The sequence below is a fragment of the Rathayibacter sp. Leaf299 genome, from assembly GCF_001423055.1.
Classification (GTDB): Bacteria; Actinomycetota; Actinomycetes; order Actinomycetales; family Microbacteriaceae; genus Rathayibacter; species Rathayibacter caricis.
This window is the reverse complement of record NZ_LMNT01000004.1, coordinates 188,407-204,341: the sequence shown is the minus strand read 5'-3', so window position 1 is coordinate 204,341 and position 15,935 is coordinate 188,407. Positions and strand designations below refer to the sequence as shown.

The following is a 15,935-nucleotide window of genomic DNA, read 5'->3' as shown; positions in this document are numbered from 1 at the left end:
CAGCCCGGTCATAAGGAACCCCCAGGTTCGGTGGCCAAGCTGACTGAGCTTGGAAGGAGCACTACCCATGACCGAGAGTCACGAGGGTCCTCGTCAGCCCGAGGATCCCACCACGCCGACGGACCCGCAGGCGTCCCCGGCGGCCGAGCAGGGCCGCGGGTCCGAGCACCCCACCCTCCCGCTGCCCGAGGCGTCCGCGCCCCGCCACGAGGCACCCGCGCACCCTGCGGCGGCCCCCCAGCCCACCTCCACCGCGGGTGACGAGGCGCGCCCCGTCGCACCCGCCCCCCGGTACGGCCAGTACGCACCGCCCGCGGCGAGCACGGTCCACAGCTCCGAGAACCCGCCCTCCTCGAGCGCGTTCGGCCCCGGCGGCGAGCAGCCGCCCGCGCCGGCGCCCGCACCCGCCAAGCGCCGTGCGGGCGTCAGCGTCGTCGCCGCCCTCGCCATCGGCGCGGTCGTCGGGGGAGTGGCAGGCGCCGGAGTGTTCGGCCTCTGGTCGGCCTCGAACGGCTCCGCCACCCGCGTCGTCTCCGCCGGCGGCGGTCAGACCATCACGGTGAACAACGCCGAGGACGCGACGACGGCGACCGCGGTGGCCGCGAAGGCGACTCCGAGCGTCGTGACGATCGCGGTGAGCGGCGGCTCATCGGCGGGCACCGGCTCGGGCATCGTCCTGTCCGACGACGGCTACGTGCTCACCAACACCCACGTCGTCACCCTCGACGGAGGCGTCGCCGACGCCGCGGTCACGGTCACCACGAGCGACGGCCGGATCTTCGACGCGACCATCGTCGGCACCGACCCGACCCTCGATCTCGCCGTCATCAAGCTGGCCGACGCGAGCGATCTCACTCCGATCACCTTCGCCGACTCCTCCGAGATCAACGTCGGCGACACCGCCGTCGCGATCGGAGCGCCGCTGGGCCTCTCGGGAACCGTCACCGACGGCATCGTCAGTGCGCTCAACCGCAGCATCCAGGTCGCCTCCTCCGCGGCGCCCGACGACTCCGGCGACAGCTCGAGCGGCGGCACCGACAGCCCGTTCAACTTCGACATCCCGGGTCAGGCTCCGCAGACGCAGGCGACGAGCACGATCTCGCTGCCGGTCATCCAGACCGACGCGGCGATCAACCCGGGCAACTCGGGCGGCGCGCTGCTCGACAGCGACGGCGAGCTCATCGGGGTCAACGTCGCCATCGCGAGCGCGGGCTCCTCGAGCTCGGGCGACCAGAGCGGCAACATCGGAGTCGGCTTCGCCGTACCGAGCGCGGTCGCCGAGCGCGTCGCGAAGGAGATCATCGAGAACGGATCGGCGACGCACGGCCTGCTCGGGGCGAGCGTCACCGACTCCACGGAGGACGTCCTCGGTGCGGCCATCCGCGAGGTCACGTCGGGCGGCGCCGCCGAGGCCGCGGGTCTCCGAGCGGGCGACATCGTCACGGGGATCGACCGCACTCCCATCACGAACGCGTCCGACCTGACCGCGCAGGTGCGCGCCCGCGCGGCCGAGGCCGACGTGCAGATCACCTACGTCCGCAGCGGCCAGAGCTACGAGCTCGACGCGACGCTGGGCACCATGGCGACCAGCTGATCCGCTCCTTCCGCACCATCGGCAGCCCCCGGGGATCCGTCCCCGGGGGCTGCTGCTAGTGTGGGGCGGACTTCTGCCCGGACGCCCTCGAGCGGCCGGATCCTCCCGCACGAACTGGACACATGCAGCCCGAGAACCCGACGGACCAGGCCTCGACGGACGACCTCTCCGGCCTGCCCGGCGTCTCGTATGTCATGCCCGTGCTGAACGAGGTCACGCACGTCCGCGCCGCGGTCGACTCGCTGCTCGCCCAGGACTACACCGGTCCGTTCGACGTCGTCCTCGCCGTCGCCCCGAGCATCGACGGCACCGAGGCGCTCGTCGAGCAGCTGAGCGCGGCCGACCCGCGGATCCGGGTGGTGCCCAACGGCGTCGGCTCCACTCCCGCCGGCCTGAACGCGGCGATCCGCGCCTCCCGTCACCCGGTCGTCGTGCGGGTCGACGCCCACTCGGTGCTGCCGCGCGACTACGCGCGGGTGGCGGTCGAGACGCTCCAGCGCTCCGGCGCGGACAACGTCGGCGGCGTCATGGCGGCGGAGGGGCTCACGCCGTTCCAGCGCGCGGTCGCCCGGGCCTACGGCTCGCGCATCGGCCTCGGCGGCACCCCGCACCACGTCGGCGGCGCGGAGGGACCGGCCGAGACCGTCTACCTCGGCGTCTTCCGGCGGTCGGCTCTCGAGCGGGCCGGCCTGTTCGACGAGCGCTTCAAGCGCGGCCAGGACTGGGAGCTGAACCGCCGCCTGCGCGAGCAGGGCGGCACGGTCTGGTTCACTCCGCGGCTCACGGTCACCTACCGCCCCCGTCCGTCGATGCGCGCGCTGCTCCGCCAGTTCCTCTCGACGGGGATGTGGCGCGGCGAGCTGACCCGCCTGTTCCCGGCGTCCCGGTCGCTGCGCTACTTCGCTCCGCCCGTGCTCGTCGCGCTGCTCGCCCTGGGGCTGCTCCTCGGTCTCGCCGGGGTCGTGCAGGCGCTCGTCGGCGCGGCGCCCTGGCTGCTGCTCGGATTCGCGGTCCCTGCCGGATACCTCCTGCTCGTCGCGGCCGCCACCGTCGCCGTCGCCCGGGTCGACGGCCCGCGTGCGATGCTGTGGTTCGCCGTCGTGATCCCGTCGATCCACGTGGCGTGGGGCACCGGGTTCGTCCTCGGCTTCGCCGGGCTGACGAGCAACATCTCGGCCGCCCGCAACCAGCCGCGCACGCAGGGAGTGCCGACCGGCACCGACGGCACCGACACTGCGAGGGGCGCATGACCGCGACCACGAGACCCCGATCCATCGCCGAGCTGAAGGCCGTCGCGCAGCCCCCCGAGGTGCGCGGGCGTCGCAACGCCGAGCACTGGACGGCATCGCTCTACCTCCGCCGCTTCTCGCCCTACCTGACTTGGGTGCTGCTGCGCACGTCGATCTCGGCGAACGGCGTCACGGGTCTGATGATCCTCGTCGGCTGGAGCGCGGCCGCCGCGCTGCTGATCCCGGGAGTCGCCGGCGCCGCGCTGGCACTGCTCCTCGGGCAGCTGCAGATGCTGGTCGATTGCTGCGACGGCGAGGTCGCCCGCTGGCGGCGCACCTCCTCGCCGGCCGGCGTGTTCCTCGACAAGGTGGGCCACTACACGACGGAGTCGCTCATCCCGATCGCTCTGGGCCTCCGAGCCGCGGGCTTCCCGTTCGAGGCGCCGGGCGACTTCCTCTGGACCACGATCGGCCTCGCGCTGGCGCTGGTCATCGTGCTGAACAAGGCGCTCAACGACATGGTGCACGTGGCGCGCGCGAACGCCGGGCTGACGAAGCTGGCCGACACGAAGGGCGAGGCCGTCCCGTCGTCGTCCGGGCTCGCGGCGCTGCGCCGAGCCGCGCGCTTCGTGCCGTTCCACCGCCTCTACCACTCCGTCGAGCTCACGATGCTCGCCTTCGCCGCCTCGCTCGTCGGCCTGGTGATCGGAGCGGGCACCGCCGACCGCGTGCTGGTGTCGGCGCTCCTGCCGCTCGCGCTGCTCGCCCTCGCCGGGCACTTCGTCGCGATCATGGCCTCGCAGCGTGTCCGCTCCTGACGCGGTTTCGGAGGCGCTGCCCCGCGTCGGCGTCGTCGTCCTGACCCAGGGCACGCGGCCCGACGACCTCGCGGCCGGACTCGCGAGCGTCCTCGCCCAGCGCGGCGTGGAGCTCGACGTGGTCTGCGTCGGCAACGGCTGGACCCCCGAGGGCCTGCCCGAGGGCGTGCGCGCGCTCGCGCTCCCCGAGAACCTCGGGATCCCGGCCGGGAGGAACGCCGGTGTGCCCGCGACCCGCGGCGAGTACCTGTTCTTCCTCGACGACGACGCGCGCGTGCCGTCCCCGGACTTCCTCCGCGACGCGACCGCACTGCTCCGGTCTCCGCGGCGCATCGGACTCGTGCAGCCGCGCGTCGACAGCACCGACGGCACTCCCGCCCCGCGGCGCTGGATCCCGCGGATCCTGAAGGGCGACCCGCGGCGCTCCGGACCGGTCTTCTCGGTCTGGGAGGGCGCCGTCGTGCTGCGCCGCGACGTGTTCGAGGAGATCGGCGGCTGGGCCGATCCGTTCTTCTACGCCCACGAGGGCATCGAGCTGGCCTGGCGGGTCTGGGACACGGGCCGCACCACCTGGTACGCGGGCGAGCTCGTCGCGCAGCACCCGGTGATCCAGCAGACCCGGCACGCCGACTACTACCGGCTGAACGCGCGCAACCGCGTCTGGCTCGCGCGGCGCAACCTGGCCGCTCCGCTGGCCCTCGCCTACGTCGGCTCGTGGACCGCGATCCAGTGCCTGCGCTGGGCGCGGGACGCTCCGGCCCTGCGCGCGTGGTTCGCGGGCTGGCGGGAGGGGTGGCGCACGGACGCCGGTCCGCGACGCGTGCTGTCGTGGCGGACGGTGCTCCGCATGGGTTTCGCCGGTCGTCCGCCCATCGTCTAGCATCGGGGCAGCCGCTCCCGCCGGGGCGGATGCCCCCCGGAAGGACGACGGTGTTCGATTCGACGCAGCTGCTCTCCACGGTGCGCGAGCACCTCGACGAGGGGGACGTGGTCGGCGACGACGACGAGTTCCGCGCTCGTCTCGAGGCGCACCTCCCGCGCCTGGTGGAGCTGCTCGCCCAGGTGTACGGTCACCGCGAGGACCTCGCCGAGCAGATCCTCGGCGTCGTGGCCCTCGCCGCCGCGGCCAGGGCCCAGCGCCCCGAGGAGCTCCGCGCTCTCGACCGCACCCGCGAGCAGCAGCCCGACTGGTTCCTCTCGAACACGGCGCTCGGCGGCGTCTGCTACGTCGACCGCTACGCCGGCGATCTCGAGGGCCTCCGCGCCGAGATCCCCTACTTCCGCGAGATCGGGCTCAACTACCTGCACCTGATGCCGCTCTTCGACGCGCCCGAGGGCGAGTCCGACGGCGGCTACGCGGTGTCGAGCTACCGCCGGGTGCGGCCGGACCTCGGAGACATGGACCAGCTGCGCCTGCTCGCCGCGGACCTCCGCGCGCAGGGCATCGCCCTCGTCGTCGACTTCGTCTTCAACCACACCTCGAACGAGCACGAGTGGGCGCAGCGGGCGCTCGCCGGCGAGAAGCGGTTCGAGGACTACTACTGGATCTTCCCGGACCGCGAGCAGCCGGACGCCTTCGAGCGGACGACCCGCGAGATCTTCCCCGAGGACCACCCCGGCTCCTTCGTCCCTATGGAGGACGGCCGCTGGGTCTGGGCGACGTTCCACCGCTACCAGTGGGACCTCAACTACTCCAACCCCGAGGTCTTCCGCGCGATGGCGGGCGAGATGCTGTTCCTCGCCAACCAGGGGATCGACGCCCTCCGGATGGACGCAGTCGCGTTCATCTGGAAGGAGCTCGGCACGACGTCGGAGTCGCGCCCCGAGGCGCACCTGCTGCTGCGGGCCTTCAACGAGGTGTGCCGCCTGGCCGCTCCGTCGCTGCTGTTCAAGTCCGAGGCGATCGTGCACCCGGACGAGGTCGTCGAGTACATCGACGTGCAGGAGTGCCAGCTCTCGTACAACCCGCTGCAGATGGCGCTGACCTGGGAGGCGCTCGCGACGCGCGACGTCCGCCTCCTCACGCAGGCCCTCGAGCGCCGCCACGCGCTGCCGGAGGGCACGGCGTGGGTCAACTACGTGCGCGGCCACGACGACATCGGCTGGACCTTCGCCGACGAGGACGCCGCGGAGCTCGGGATCGACGCGGGCGGGCACCGCCGGTTCCTCAACGACTTCTACACCGACCGCTTCGACGGCAGCTTCGCGCGGGGCGTCCCGTTCCAGGAGAACCCGCGCACGGGCGACCGGCGCGTCTCGGGGACGACGGCCTCGCTCGCCGGCGTCGAGGCCGGCGATCCCTACGGCATCGAGCGGGTCCTCCTCGCCCACTCGATCGCGCTCAGCACGGGGGGGCTGCCGCTGCTCTACCTCGGCGACGAGGTCGGCCAGCTGAACGACTACGGCTACCGGGAGGACCCGACCACGGCGGGCGACTCGCGCTGGGTCAACCGGCCCCGACGCCCTTTCGAGCGCTACGCCCAGCGGGAGACCCCGGGGACCGACGCGGGCGAGATCTTCGGCGGTCTGCTGCACCTCATCGCGATCCGCAAGGCGGTGCCGCTGTTCGCCGGCAACGCCCTCACCGTCTTCGACGCGCAGAACCGCCACGTCCTCGGCTACCAGCGCCCGGGCGACGGCGAGGCCCTGCTCGTGCTGGCGAACGTCTCGGACGAGGTGCAGGAGATCGCGCCGGAGCGCTTCGGCGGACTCGATCCGGTGGCCCTGGATCTCGTGACCGAGATCACGGTGGACCTGCGCGAGGGCTTCCGGCTCGCTCCGCTGCAGTTCGTCTGGCTCCGGGTGACGACTCCGCGCTGAGCGCGCCCCCGGCGTGCGCGGGGAGGCTTGTAGCCTGGAACGATGACGTCCCGCGATCTCCTCCACCGTCTCGTCCGGGATGCGCGACTGGCGCGGAAGGTCGGCAGCGACCTGCTCGCCTCCCGTCGGGCCAGGGCCACCGTGGCGCGGATCCTCGCCGAGCGGGCGCCCCTGCCCGAGGACCGCTTCGAGATCGGCGTCTACTTCGCCGACGGCGACATCAACCTGTACCAGGTGCGGCAGTGGTACCGCCCGCTGGTCGAGCTCGCGAAGACGCATCCGGTCGTCCTGCTGACCCGGAACGCGAGCGCCGCCGCGGTCCTCCTGCGCGAGAGCCCGGTCCCCGTCGCCTACGTCCGGTCGGTCGTCGACCTCGAGGACACGATCGCCCGCCAGCCGCTGAGCATCGTGCTGTACGTCAACCAGAACGCGCGCAACTTCCAGATGATGCGCTACGGGCGCCGCTGGCACGTCTTCGTCAACCACGGCGAGAGCGACAAGATGTACATGACCACGAACCAGTTCAAGGCCTACGACTACAGTTTCATCGCGGGGGACGCCGCCCTCACCCGCCTCCACCGCGTGCTCTGGGACTTCGACTTCGCCAAGCGGGCGATCCCGATCGGCCGTCCGCAGGCCGACCACTTCGCCGGCCGCACGCCGTTCACTCCGGACGAGCGCCAGGTGGTCCTGTACGCCCCGACCTGGGAGGGCGACCGGGCGGCCGCGGGCTACGGCTCCGTCGCGAGCCACGGCGTCGCCCTCAGCAGAGCGCTCCTCGCCGATCGCCGCTTCCGCCTCGTCTACCGACCGCACCCCCGCAGCGGAGCGGTCGACCCCGCCTACGGGGCGGCGAACCGCGAGATCGTCGCTCTGATCGCCGCGGCGAACGCGGCCGACCGCAGTGCGCAGCACGTCCACGACACGGGAGGCGAGCTCGGCTGGCAGCTGGCCGCCGCCGATGTCGCGATCCTCGACGTGTCGGCGATGGTCTACGACCGACTCGCGACCGGGCGCCCCCTGATGGTCACGCGACCCGTGAGCGCCGACGCCGACGTCGACGAGTCGGGCTATCTCGGCGACGCGGAGTGGCTCCTCGCCCGGGACGCCTCGTCGATCGCGTCCCGGATCGACGGTCTCGAGCACGACGCCGAGGCAGTCGAGCGTCTGCAGCGCTGGGTGGGGCACTACTTCGGCGATACCCGGCCGGGAGCGGCGACCGAGCGCTTCCACGCCGCGATCGAGCACCTGCTGGAGGAGTGGGAGCACCACGCCGCCCTGCACCGCGACGATCCGGCCGTCGACGACCACGATCCGGAGGGCTGACGGCAGGACGACGGCACCCGCGTCAAGTCCCGGTCGAGGCGGAGGGGCGCCTTCTGGGCGCCGCTACGCTCGTCCCATGAGGACCAGACGCATGTTCGCCCGCGCCCGACGGCGCACGGCGGCGCCGACACCGCCCGCGGTCGACTCCGACATCGTCGTGTCGGCCGACCAGGAGCGCCCGGTCTTCACCATCCGCTCGTTCCGAATCGGCCTCTTCGGCGGTCTGGGCGTGCTCGTCGCGCTGGTGCTCGGCGGCCTCGTGGTCGAGCTCAGCACGGTGCTCACCTACGTGTTCGTGGCGCTGTTCTTCTCGCTGGGCCTGGACCCGCTGGTGTCGTGGCTCGAGCGCAAGAGGATCCCGCGCGCTCTCGCGATCACTATCGTGTTCGCGGTCGTGCTCCTGGGCTTCGCGGGGCTGCTCCTCTACATCATCCCGATCCTGGTGGCGCAGCTCACTCTGTTCGTGACCGACGCCCCGCGGATCGTCACCGACATCGCTTCGCAGCCCTGGGTCCTCGATCTGGAGCAGCAGCTGCGGGGCGTGATCAATGTCGACGAGCTGATCCAGACCGTCCAGACCTTCATCGGCGACCCGCAGAACCTGCTCTCGCTCGGCGGCGGCCTGCTCGCTGTCGGGACCGGCATCGCCAGCGGCGTCACCGGCGCGATCATCGTGCTGATCCTGACCCTGTACTTCCTCGCGTCGCTGCGCTCGATGAAGTCGGTCGCCTACCGCTTCGCCCCGGCCTCGCACCGCGCGAAGGCCCGCGAGGTCGGCGAGGAGATCACCGGAGCGGTCGGCCGCTACGTGGTGGGCCAGGTGACGCTCGCGGGCGTCAACGGCGTCCTCACGTTCATCCTCCTGGTCTCGATCGGCGGACCGGTGCCGGCGCTGCTCGCGTGCGTGGCGTTCCTCGGATCGCTGATCCCGCTCGTCGGCACGATCTCGGGCGCGGCGATCATCTCGCTCGCCTGCCTGCTCGCCTCGCCGCTGACCGCCCTCGTCGCGGCGATCTACTACCTCGTCTACATGCAGATCGAGGCGTACGTGCTCAGCCCGCGCATCATGGCGCGCGCTGTCTCCGTTCCCGGCGCTGTCGTCGTGATCGCGGCCGTCGCGGGAGGCACCATCGCGGGCGTGCTCGGCGCGCTCGTCGCGATCCCGGTCGCCGCGTCGATCATCATCGTCGTGCAGAAGGTCGTGTTCCCGCGGCAGGACGCGAAGTAGGGCGCTGCTGCCCGTGCAGCCCGTCGATCAGGAGTGGTCGGGCCGGGTCGCGTCGACGCCCCGGACGAACGCCTCCACCGACGGCGGGGGCGAGCCCTGCACTCCCGTCGCGAGGACCGGCGGCAGCGTCCGGGTGACCAGCGGCACGACTCCGGCCCAGACGCCGTCCGTCTGCTCGGCGTCGTCGGAGGGCCCTGCCGCGCGGATCTTGACGCTCGCCTCGGTCAGCGGCATCCGGAGCACCAGGGTCGCGGCGATCTCCCGCGAAGTGGTGGGGCGCACCTCCCGCGCGCGTCCGGGGAGCAGGCGGTCGACGAGCACGTCGAGCGCCCGGCGCTTCTCCTCGCCCTCCAGGGTCTCGGCCGCGCCGAGGATCATCGCCGAGCGGTAGTTCATCGAGCTGTCGAAGGTGGACCGCGCCACCACGAGTCCGTCGAGGAGCGAGACCGACACCGTCAGCAGCGAGCCCTGTGCGGCGGAGCGCAGCAGTCCTCCTCCGCTGGACCCGTGCAGCAGGAGGGAGTCGCCGTCGCGCGCGAACAGGATCGGCAGCACGATCGCGGCGCCGTCGCGCACCACGGCCACGTGCGCGACGAGCGCCTCGTCGAGCAGGGCGTCGAGGACGGCGCGGTCGGTGACCTGCCGCTCGCGGATCCGGGTGACTCGGGTGCGGTCGGTGACGGGGAGGGTGCTCATGCTCCGATCCTGGCGCGCGTCTGGATCTGTCAGAATGCCACCGGGCCCCGATCCGAGTGGTCCAGAGCGGAGGGCTTCATGGCATCCGGCGACCTCGAGATCCCGCTGCTGCTGGCACCGTCGCCCCGGGGGTCGGTCCGAGCGCACCTCGCGGAGGCGCTGCGCGCCGCCGTGCTCGACGGCCGCTACGCCCCCGGCGAGCCGATCCCGTCGAGCCGTGTGCTGGCCGGGCAGCTCGGAGTCTCGCGCGGGTCGGTCGTGGCCGCGGTGGACCAGCTGGTGGGCGAGGGCTACCTCGTCGCCGAGCCTCGCGCCGCCGTGACGGTGGCGGCGGACGGAGTGGTGGTTCCGGTGCGCGTCACGAGGCCGAGCGGGGAGCGTGCTCCGACCGAGCGCACCGCGCCGCTCCTGGACCTGCGGCCCGGCCGTCCGGACACCCGCGGTCTCGACACCCCCGAGTGGCGCGCGGCCTGGCGGCCGGCCCTCGCCGCACCGCCCTCGGCCCTTCCCGCGCCGACCGGCGATCCCGGCCTCCGCGCGCAGATCGCCGACCAGCTCCGGCGCTCCCGCGGCGTCGACGTCACTCCTGCCGACGTCGTGGTCACGAGCGGCACCGCCGACGCCGTCGCGCTGCTCGTCCGCGCCGCCTCGACCGCGCTTGGCCGCTCCGTGCGGGTCGGAGTGGAGGACCCGGGCTACCCGGCCGTGCGGCGCCGCCTCCTCGCCGAGGGTCACGAGGTGGTCGGCATCGGTCTCGACGCCGACGGGATCGACCTCGCGGCGCTTGCCGCGGCCCGACCCGACGTGGTCGTCGTCACTCCCTCGCACCAGTACCCGACCGGCGGCCGGCTCGCCCTCGCCGCGCGCCTCGAGCTCGTGCGGCGCGCGACGAGCGAGCGGATGCTCGTGATCGAGGACGACTACGACAGCGAGTTCCGCTACGTCGGCGCTCCGCTGCCCGCGCTCGCCTCGCTCGACGCGACCGGGGGAGTGGCGCACGTCGGCTCCTTCTCGAAGACCGTGTCGCCCTGGCTGCGGGTCGCGTTCCTCGCGCTGCCGGCCGCGTCGTGGCTGCGCCCGGCGCTGGCCGGTCTCGACTCCGAGCGCGACGCCTCGGTCTCGGGTCCGACGCAGGAGGCGCTCGACGCGTTCATGGCGGGCGGCGCGTTCCGCCGGCACCTCACCCGCACACGGCGGAGGTACGCGCACCGGCGCGAGCTGGTCCGCGCGTTCTCGGAGCGGATCGGCTGGGGCGAGGCCCAGGGGCTCGACGGAGGGCTGCACGTCGTCCTCTCGTTGCCCCGATCCCTCGCGGCGGCCGACGTCTCCGCCGCGCTGGCCCGGGAGGGGCTCGAGGTGGCGACGCTCGACGCGTACGCGCTGTCGGGCAGGGCGGACCGACCGGCACTGGTCCTGGGCTACGGCCACCTCACCGACCTCGAGCTGACGGCCTCGCTCGGGACGATCGACCGCGTGGTCCGGCGTCTCGCCGACGAGCGTGGTATCCCTGAGGGATGACCTCCGACGCGCTCCACATCACCGACGACCCGGACGCCGACGCGCTGCTGACGCGCGATCCGCTCGCCCTCCTGATCGGCATGCTCCTCGACCAGCAGGTCGCGATGGAGACCGCGTTCGCGGGCCCGCTCAAGATCGAGCAGCGTCTCGAGGCCCTCGGCGCGTCCTTCGACGCCGAGGTGATCGCGGCCCTCGACGAGGAGGCCTTCTCGGAGCTCTGCCGCACCCCGCCGGCCGTCCACCGCTACCCGGCCAACATGGCGGGGCGCGTGCAGACGCTCTGCCGGGCGATCGTCGACGACTGGGGCGCGGACGCCTCCGCGATCTGGACCCGAGACGAGCCCGACGGGAAAGCCGTGCTCGCGCGCCTGAAGGCCCTGCCCGGTTTCGGCGACCAGAAGGCGCGCATCTTCCTCGCGCTGCTCGGCAAGCAGCGCGGCTTCGACGGTGCGGGCTGGCGCGAGGCCGCCGGCGCCTACGGCGAGGAGGGCTCGTTCCGCTCGGTCGCCGACATCGTCTCCCCGGAGTCGCTGACGACGGTGCGCGCGACGAAGCAGGCAGCCAAGGCCGCGGCCAAGGCCTCGAAGTAGCGGAGCCCCGCTAGAGCCGGTCCTCGACCGCGGCGATCAGCGCCGGTCGGTCCTCGCGCAGGATCGAGGATCCCGCGCCGGGGACGCTGCGCACCTCGATGCCGTGGTCCGAGAGCACTCCGGCGAGCGACGGATGCGCGATCGGGTCCTCCGGGAGCACCGCGAGCGTCGGCACCACGACGATGTCGGGGGCGTCGGCGGCACCGCGTGCGGTGAGTCCGGCGGCGGACGCCGGATCCCAGAGCCGGTGCGCCGAGACGTCCAGCTCGATCTGCTCGTCGGTCCAGATCGGGTGGCGGCGCCGCAGCTCGCCGGCGTCGCCCTTCTCGACCTTCGTCAGGGAGCGGGAGCCGCGCAGAGCGGCGGCCGGCCCGCGGGAGTCGGAGAAGGCGGGGTCGAGCAGGATCACGCGCTCCGGCCGGTACTCGTCCGCCAGTCGAGCCGCGACGACCGCGCCGAGGCCGTGCCCGATGATCAGGTCCGGGGTCTGCAGCACCGAGCCGCGCACGTCCGACGCCCAGCGCTCCGGCGAGTAGGCGGTCGATTTCGGCGACCCGCCGTGCCCCGCGAGATCCGGAGCGATCACCCGGTAGCCGTGCTCGTGCAGCGTCGGCACGAGGGCGTACCAGGTGCGCGAGTCCGAGGCGAGTCCGTGCAGGAGGAGCGCCACCCGGTCGCCCTCGCCGCCGTAGTCGCGGACGTGCAGCTCGAGCGGCTCGTATGTGCCGGCGGTCAGCGCGCGCTTGCGCTCGGAGCGGGTCGGCTCGATCACCAGGGCGTTGCCGAAGACCTGCGGGGCGGGACCGAAGGCGTCCCGGGCGTTCTGGACGACCTTCCGGCCGAGCATCGCGTTGCCGACACCTCCGATGGCCGCGCCCACGCCGAAGGGCATGGCGCGCCCGACGAGGCCCGCACCCTGCTGCGTGAGGAAGTGCCGGGTGAAGGAGCGCTTCGCGCGATCGGCGAGCTCCCCGACGAGGAACGAGGGGAGCCCCTTGGTGACCACCGAGCCCCAGTACTGGGTGAGGCCCGCGCCGCCCGCGGCCTGCCCGGCGACCTGGCGCACGAGCTCGCTCCCGGAGGAGCCCATCATCAGCGTGAGGACGAGGGCGCGGGCGCGCTCCGGGTCCTCGAGCCGGATGCCGTGCACCTCGGTGACCGACTGCGCGAAGAGGGCGCTCGCCTCGAGGAACCCGACGGCGCCGGCGCCCGAGAGCGCCACGGAGGCGGCGGTGCCGATGCCGGGGACGACGGCCGTCGCTCCGATGGCCGCCCCGCCGGCCGCGACGCTCGAGAGGTACTGCCGCTCGAGCGAGGTGATGAGCTGCTCCGGGCTCGCATCCGGCCGGCGGCGGCGCAGCGCCCGGATGTTCGCGAGCACGGCCGGCCGCTGCACGGCGAGCACCCTGTCGAGGAGCTTCGCGAACTGCGCGGGGTCGACCGCTCCGGGCTCCGACTTCTCGACGTCCCGGCCGCGGTCCTTCGGCGCCATGTGCTGCAACTCCTGCGTCGTCCGGATGCCGATCGCTCGGCTCCGTCGTCAGTCGGCGGGAGTCGGCGGCTTCGGCGCGTAGTCCTCAGCGTAACGCGCGAGCACCTGATCGATCGGTGCATCCAGCACCAGGGAGCCCTTGTCCAGGTAGAGCCCGCGGGTGCAGAAGCGGCGGAGGTCGCGCTCGTTGTGCGAGACGAAGAACAGCGTGCGCCCGGCCGCCAGGAGCTCCTCGATGCGGGCGTAGCACTTCTCGCGGAAGGCCTTGTCGCCGACCGCGAGCACCTCGTCGACGAGGATGATCGGCTCCTCGAGCCGCGAGACGACCGAGAACGCGATGCGGACCTTCATGCCGCTCGAGAGGTGCTTGTACGGGGTGTCGAGGAAGTCCTGGATCTCGGCGAACTCGATGATCGAGTCGAAGCGCTCGTCGACCTCGCGCCGCGACATGCCGTGCAGACCCGCCGTGAGGTAGACGTTCTCGCGCACGCTCAGATCAGCGACGAACCCGCCGGTGATCTCGATCAGCGGAGCGACTCCGCCGCGCACCTCGACGACGCCCTCGTCGGGCAGCACCACTCCCGCGACGAGCTTCAGGAGGGTCGACTTGCCCTGGCCGTTGCGGCCCACGACCCCGATGGCCTCGCCCCGCCGCACCTCGACGTCCAGACCGCGCAGGGCCCAGAACTCGCCGGGGCGCGAGCGGCGCGCGCGGCCGGCGAAGAGGTCCTTGAAGGAGCGGGTGCCCCGGCGGTTGCGCCGGAAACGGATCCCGAGACCGCGGCACGCGATGACGACCGGTTGCTGATCGGGGGAGGACGTCGAGGTCATCACAGCTCCTTCAGCACGGCGCGCTCGGAGCGGCGGAACACGATCAGGCCGACGACGAGCAGGAGCACCGAGATCAGGGCCGAGGTGAGGATCAGCGGCACGTCGAGCTCGCTCGCGAAGAAGGTGGAGCGGTAGAGCGCGAAGATCCCGCTCAGCGGGTTGAGCGCGGCCCACGGCTGGATCTCGACCGGCAGGTTGTCGGTCGAGTAGATGATCGGCGACGCGTAGAAGAGGAAGCGCAGCACGAGCTTGATGACGCGCTCGAGGTCGCGGAAGAAGACGACCAGCGGAGCGACCAGGAGCCCGACGCCGAGCGTCAGCACACCCTGCAGGAGGATCGCCACCGGGAACAGCAGGACGGCCCAGGTCACCTCCGCCCCGGCGACGACCGCGAACAGCACCAGCACGGGGATGCTCGCGACGAACTCGATCCCCTTCGACAGCACGATGCGTCCGACCCAGATCGTGCGGGGGATCGACGTCGAGCGGACGAGCTTCGCCTCCTTGAGGAACGCGCGCGTCGCGTCCGAGGTGGCCTGGTTGAACCACATCCAGGGCAGGAGCCCGGCGAGGAGGAAGACGATGTACGGGTCCTCGCCGACCGAGCGGTCGAAGACGACGGTGAAGACGAAGTAGTAGATGCCCGACATCACCAGCGGGTCGAGGATCGACCAGAAGTAGCCGAGGGCGCTGGTCGCGTAGCGGACCGTCAGATCGCGGCGGGTGAGCAGCCAGAGGGAGTGGCGGTAGCGCCAGCCCGACGAGCGCCGGTGCCGATCGGCGACCGCGGTGCTCGTGCCGCCCGCGGTGCTCGTGCCGTCCGCTCTGCTCACTGCGCGCGACTCCTCACCCGGCTCGGATCGAGCCGGGGAGGATCCGGGCGTCAGACGAAGAGGTTCGCGCGCTCGAGGTCCTCGGCGAAGTCCACCTCGACGGCGTAGAGGTCGGAGATGTCCATCGGCTCGACGAGCAGTCGGTCCTGCTCGATCGCCAACTCTATGCCACGCTCGAAGTAGTCCTGGGCGTCGACCCGGGCGAGCTGGCGGATGAGCGCGGGCTTGTCGGCCGCCGAGACGTAGTTGATGCCGACGGCCTCGCCGAGACCGCCGCGGACGGTCTTCGAGAGCTCCTCGATGTAGCCCTCGGCGCTCGTCGTGTACTTGACCTCCTCGTCCGAGACTTTGGCGGTGTTCACCGTGACGAAGGACGCGTCCTTCGCGATGAGGGCCGCGGCGCGGTCGAGGATGCGCGGGTCGAAGACCACGTCGCCGTTCATCCAGAGCACGCCGCCCTGGCCCGAGGCCTGGAGGGCGCGGAGCAGGCTCTTGGAGGTGTTGGTCTGGTCGTACTGCTCGTTGTAGACGAACGACGCCGACGGGAACGCCTCGATGATGTGCTCGAGCTTGTAGCCGACCACGATGCTCACGGGCACCGAGGTGCCGAACGCGTGGTGGATGTTGTCGAACTGCTGCTGCATGATCGTGCGGCCGTCGCTGAGCGGCGTGAGCGGCTTCGGGAGGGAGCGGCCGAGGCGGCTGCCCATGCCGGCGGCGAGGATCACGACGGTGGCGGGCGTGCTGCTCGTGCTGCTCGCCTGGCCCCGGTTCGTTCCGTTGTTCGTCATCGTCTGCTCGTCTCCTCGAATTAACCGCTGCGTATCGATCTGATTGCTCCTCGGGTCGAGAGATAGTGTACAGTCCCCGCCCTCGAGGGCCAGGGTGGTTGACCTCGGCCGTGTCGGCGGGTGCGGCGCGGGCCCGGCCGACCGCCGGTCGGGCTTGGTACCGTTGCCG

14 protein-coding genes are annotated in these 15,935 nt (G+C 72.4%); 9 read left to right on the top strand and 5 right to left on the bottom strand.

What is annotated here, in order from left to right; all coding sequences use genetic code 11:
• Nucleotides 1–67: 67 nt before the first annotated feature.
• The 7 genes from ASF48_RS15420 to ASF48_RS15390 all read left to right on the top strand — a co-directional run bounded on the left by ASF48_RS15420 (nt 68) and on the right by ASF48_RS15390 (nt 9,015).
• A complete protein-coding gene (locus ASF48_RS15420) occupies nt 68–1,594 on the top strand; it encodes a S1C family serine protease (RefSeq protein ID WP_082481579.1) in 1,527 nt (508 codons plus the stop codon).
• Between the two features lie 122 nt (nt 1,595–1,716).
• Nucleotides 1,717–2,844, top strand: coding sequence for a glycosyltransferase family 2 protein (locus ASF48_RS15415; protein ID WP_082481577.1), 1,128 nt, complete (start codon nt 1,717–1,719; stop codon nt 2,842–2,844).
• Complete coding sequence (locus ASF48_RS15410) at nt 2,841–3,641, top strand: CDP-alcohol phosphatidyltransferase family protein (RefSeq protein WP_055793637.1); 801 nt, start codon at nt 2,841–2,843, stop codon at nt 3,639–3,641. Before ASF48_RS15415 ends, ASF48_RS15410 begins: the two co-directional genes overlap by 4 nt.
• Nucleotides 3,628–4,521: a glycosyltransferase family 2 protein gene (locus ASF48_RS15405; RefSeq protein WP_055793635.1), complete on the top strand. Its 894-nt coding sequence runs from the start codon at nt 3,628–3,630 to the stop codon at nt 4,519–4,521. The genes ASF48_RS15410 and ASF48_RS15405 overlap by 14 nt, the downstream gene beginning before the upstream one ends.
• A 50-nt stretch (nt 4,522–4,571) precedes the next feature.
• Complete coding sequence (locus tag ASF48_RS15400) at nt 4,572–6,461, top strand: amylosucrase (protein WP_055793633.1); 1,890 nt, start codon at nt 4,572–4,574, stop codon at nt 6,459–6,461.
• A gap of 42 nt (nt 6,462–6,503) precedes the next feature.
• A complete protein-coding gene (locus ASF48_RS15395; RefSeq protein WP_055793631.1) occupies nt 6,504–7,787 on the top strand; it encodes a hypothetical protein in 1,284 nt (427 codons plus the stop codon).
• A 76-nt stretch (nt 7,788–7,863) separates the two neighbouring features.
• Nucleotides 7,864–9,015, top strand: coding sequence for an AI-2E family transporter (locus tag ASF48_RS15390; protein ID WP_230673926.1), 1,152 nt, complete (start codon nt 7,864–7,866; stop codon nt 9,013–9,015).
• A gap of 27 nt (nt 9,016–9,042) precedes the next feature.
• Here the strand turns inward: ASF48_RS15390 and ASF48_RS15385 are convergent, their stop codons facing one another.
• Nucleotides 9,043–9,711 carry a pyridoxamine 5'-phosphate oxidase family protein gene (locus ASF48_RS15385; protein WP_055793627.1) on the bottom strand — a complete coding sequence of 223 codons (669 nt, stop codon included), beginning with the start codon at nt 9,709–9,711 and terminating at the stop codon, nt 9,043–9,045.
• 78 nt (nt 9,712–9,789) lie between these two features.
• Here ASF48_RS15385 and pdxR point away from each other — a divergent pair, with 78 nt between their 5' ends.
• Together pdxR and ASF48_RS15375 are read left to right on the top strand one after the other, a co-directional pair.
• A complete protein-coding gene (gene pdxR, locus ASF48_RS15380; RefSeq protein ID WP_055793625.1) occupies nt 9,790–11,229 on the top strand; it encodes a MocR-like pyridoxine biosynthesis transcription factor PdxR in 1,440 nt (479 codons plus the stop codon).
• The gene (locus ASF48_RS15375; protein WP_055793623.1) at nt 11,226–11,819 is read left to right on the top strand and encodes an HhH-GPD-type base excision DNA repair protein; all 594 of its coding nucleotides are present in this window, start codon (nt 11,226–11,228) and stop codon (nt 11,817–11,819) included. Before pdxR ends, ASF48_RS15375 begins: the two co-directional genes overlap by 4 nt.
• Before the next feature lie 10 nt (nt 11,820–11,829).
• On the opposite strand, the gene ASF48_RS19470 is transcribed toward ASF48_RS15375, so the two are convergent.
• The 4 genes from ASF48_RS19470 to ASF48_RS15355 all read right to left on the bottom strand — a co-directional run bounded on the left by ASF48_RS19470 (nt 11,830) and on the right by ASF48_RS15355 (nt 15,766).
• Complete coding sequence (locus ASF48_RS19470) at nt 11,830–13,311, bottom strand: alpha/beta fold hydrolase (RefSeq protein WP_157603188.1); 1,482 nt, start codon at nt 13,309–13,311, stop codon at nt 11,830–11,832.
• Between the two features lie 48 nt (nt 13,312–13,359).
• Complete coding sequence (locus ASF48_RS15365) at nt 13,360–14,142, bottom strand: ABC transporter ATP-binding protein (protein ID WP_055793621.1); 783 nt, start codon at nt 14,140–14,142, stop codon at nt 13,360–13,362.
• Nucleotides 14,142–14,873: an ABC transporter permease gene (locus ASF48_RS15360; protein WP_230674088.1), complete on the bottom strand. Its 732-nt coding sequence runs from the start codon at nt 14,871–14,873 to the stop codon at nt 14,142–14,144. The genes ASF48_RS15365 and ASF48_RS15360 overlap by 1 nt, the downstream gene beginning before the upstream one ends.
• 152 nt (nt 14,874–15,025) lie before the next feature.
• Nucleotides 15,026–15,766: a phosphocholine cytidylyltransferase family protein gene (locus ASF48_RS15355; protein WP_077222987.1), complete on the bottom strand. Its 741-nt coding sequence runs from the start codon at nt 15,764–15,766 to the stop codon at nt 15,026–15,028.
• Nucleotides 15,767–15,935 lie beyond the last annotated feature (169 nt).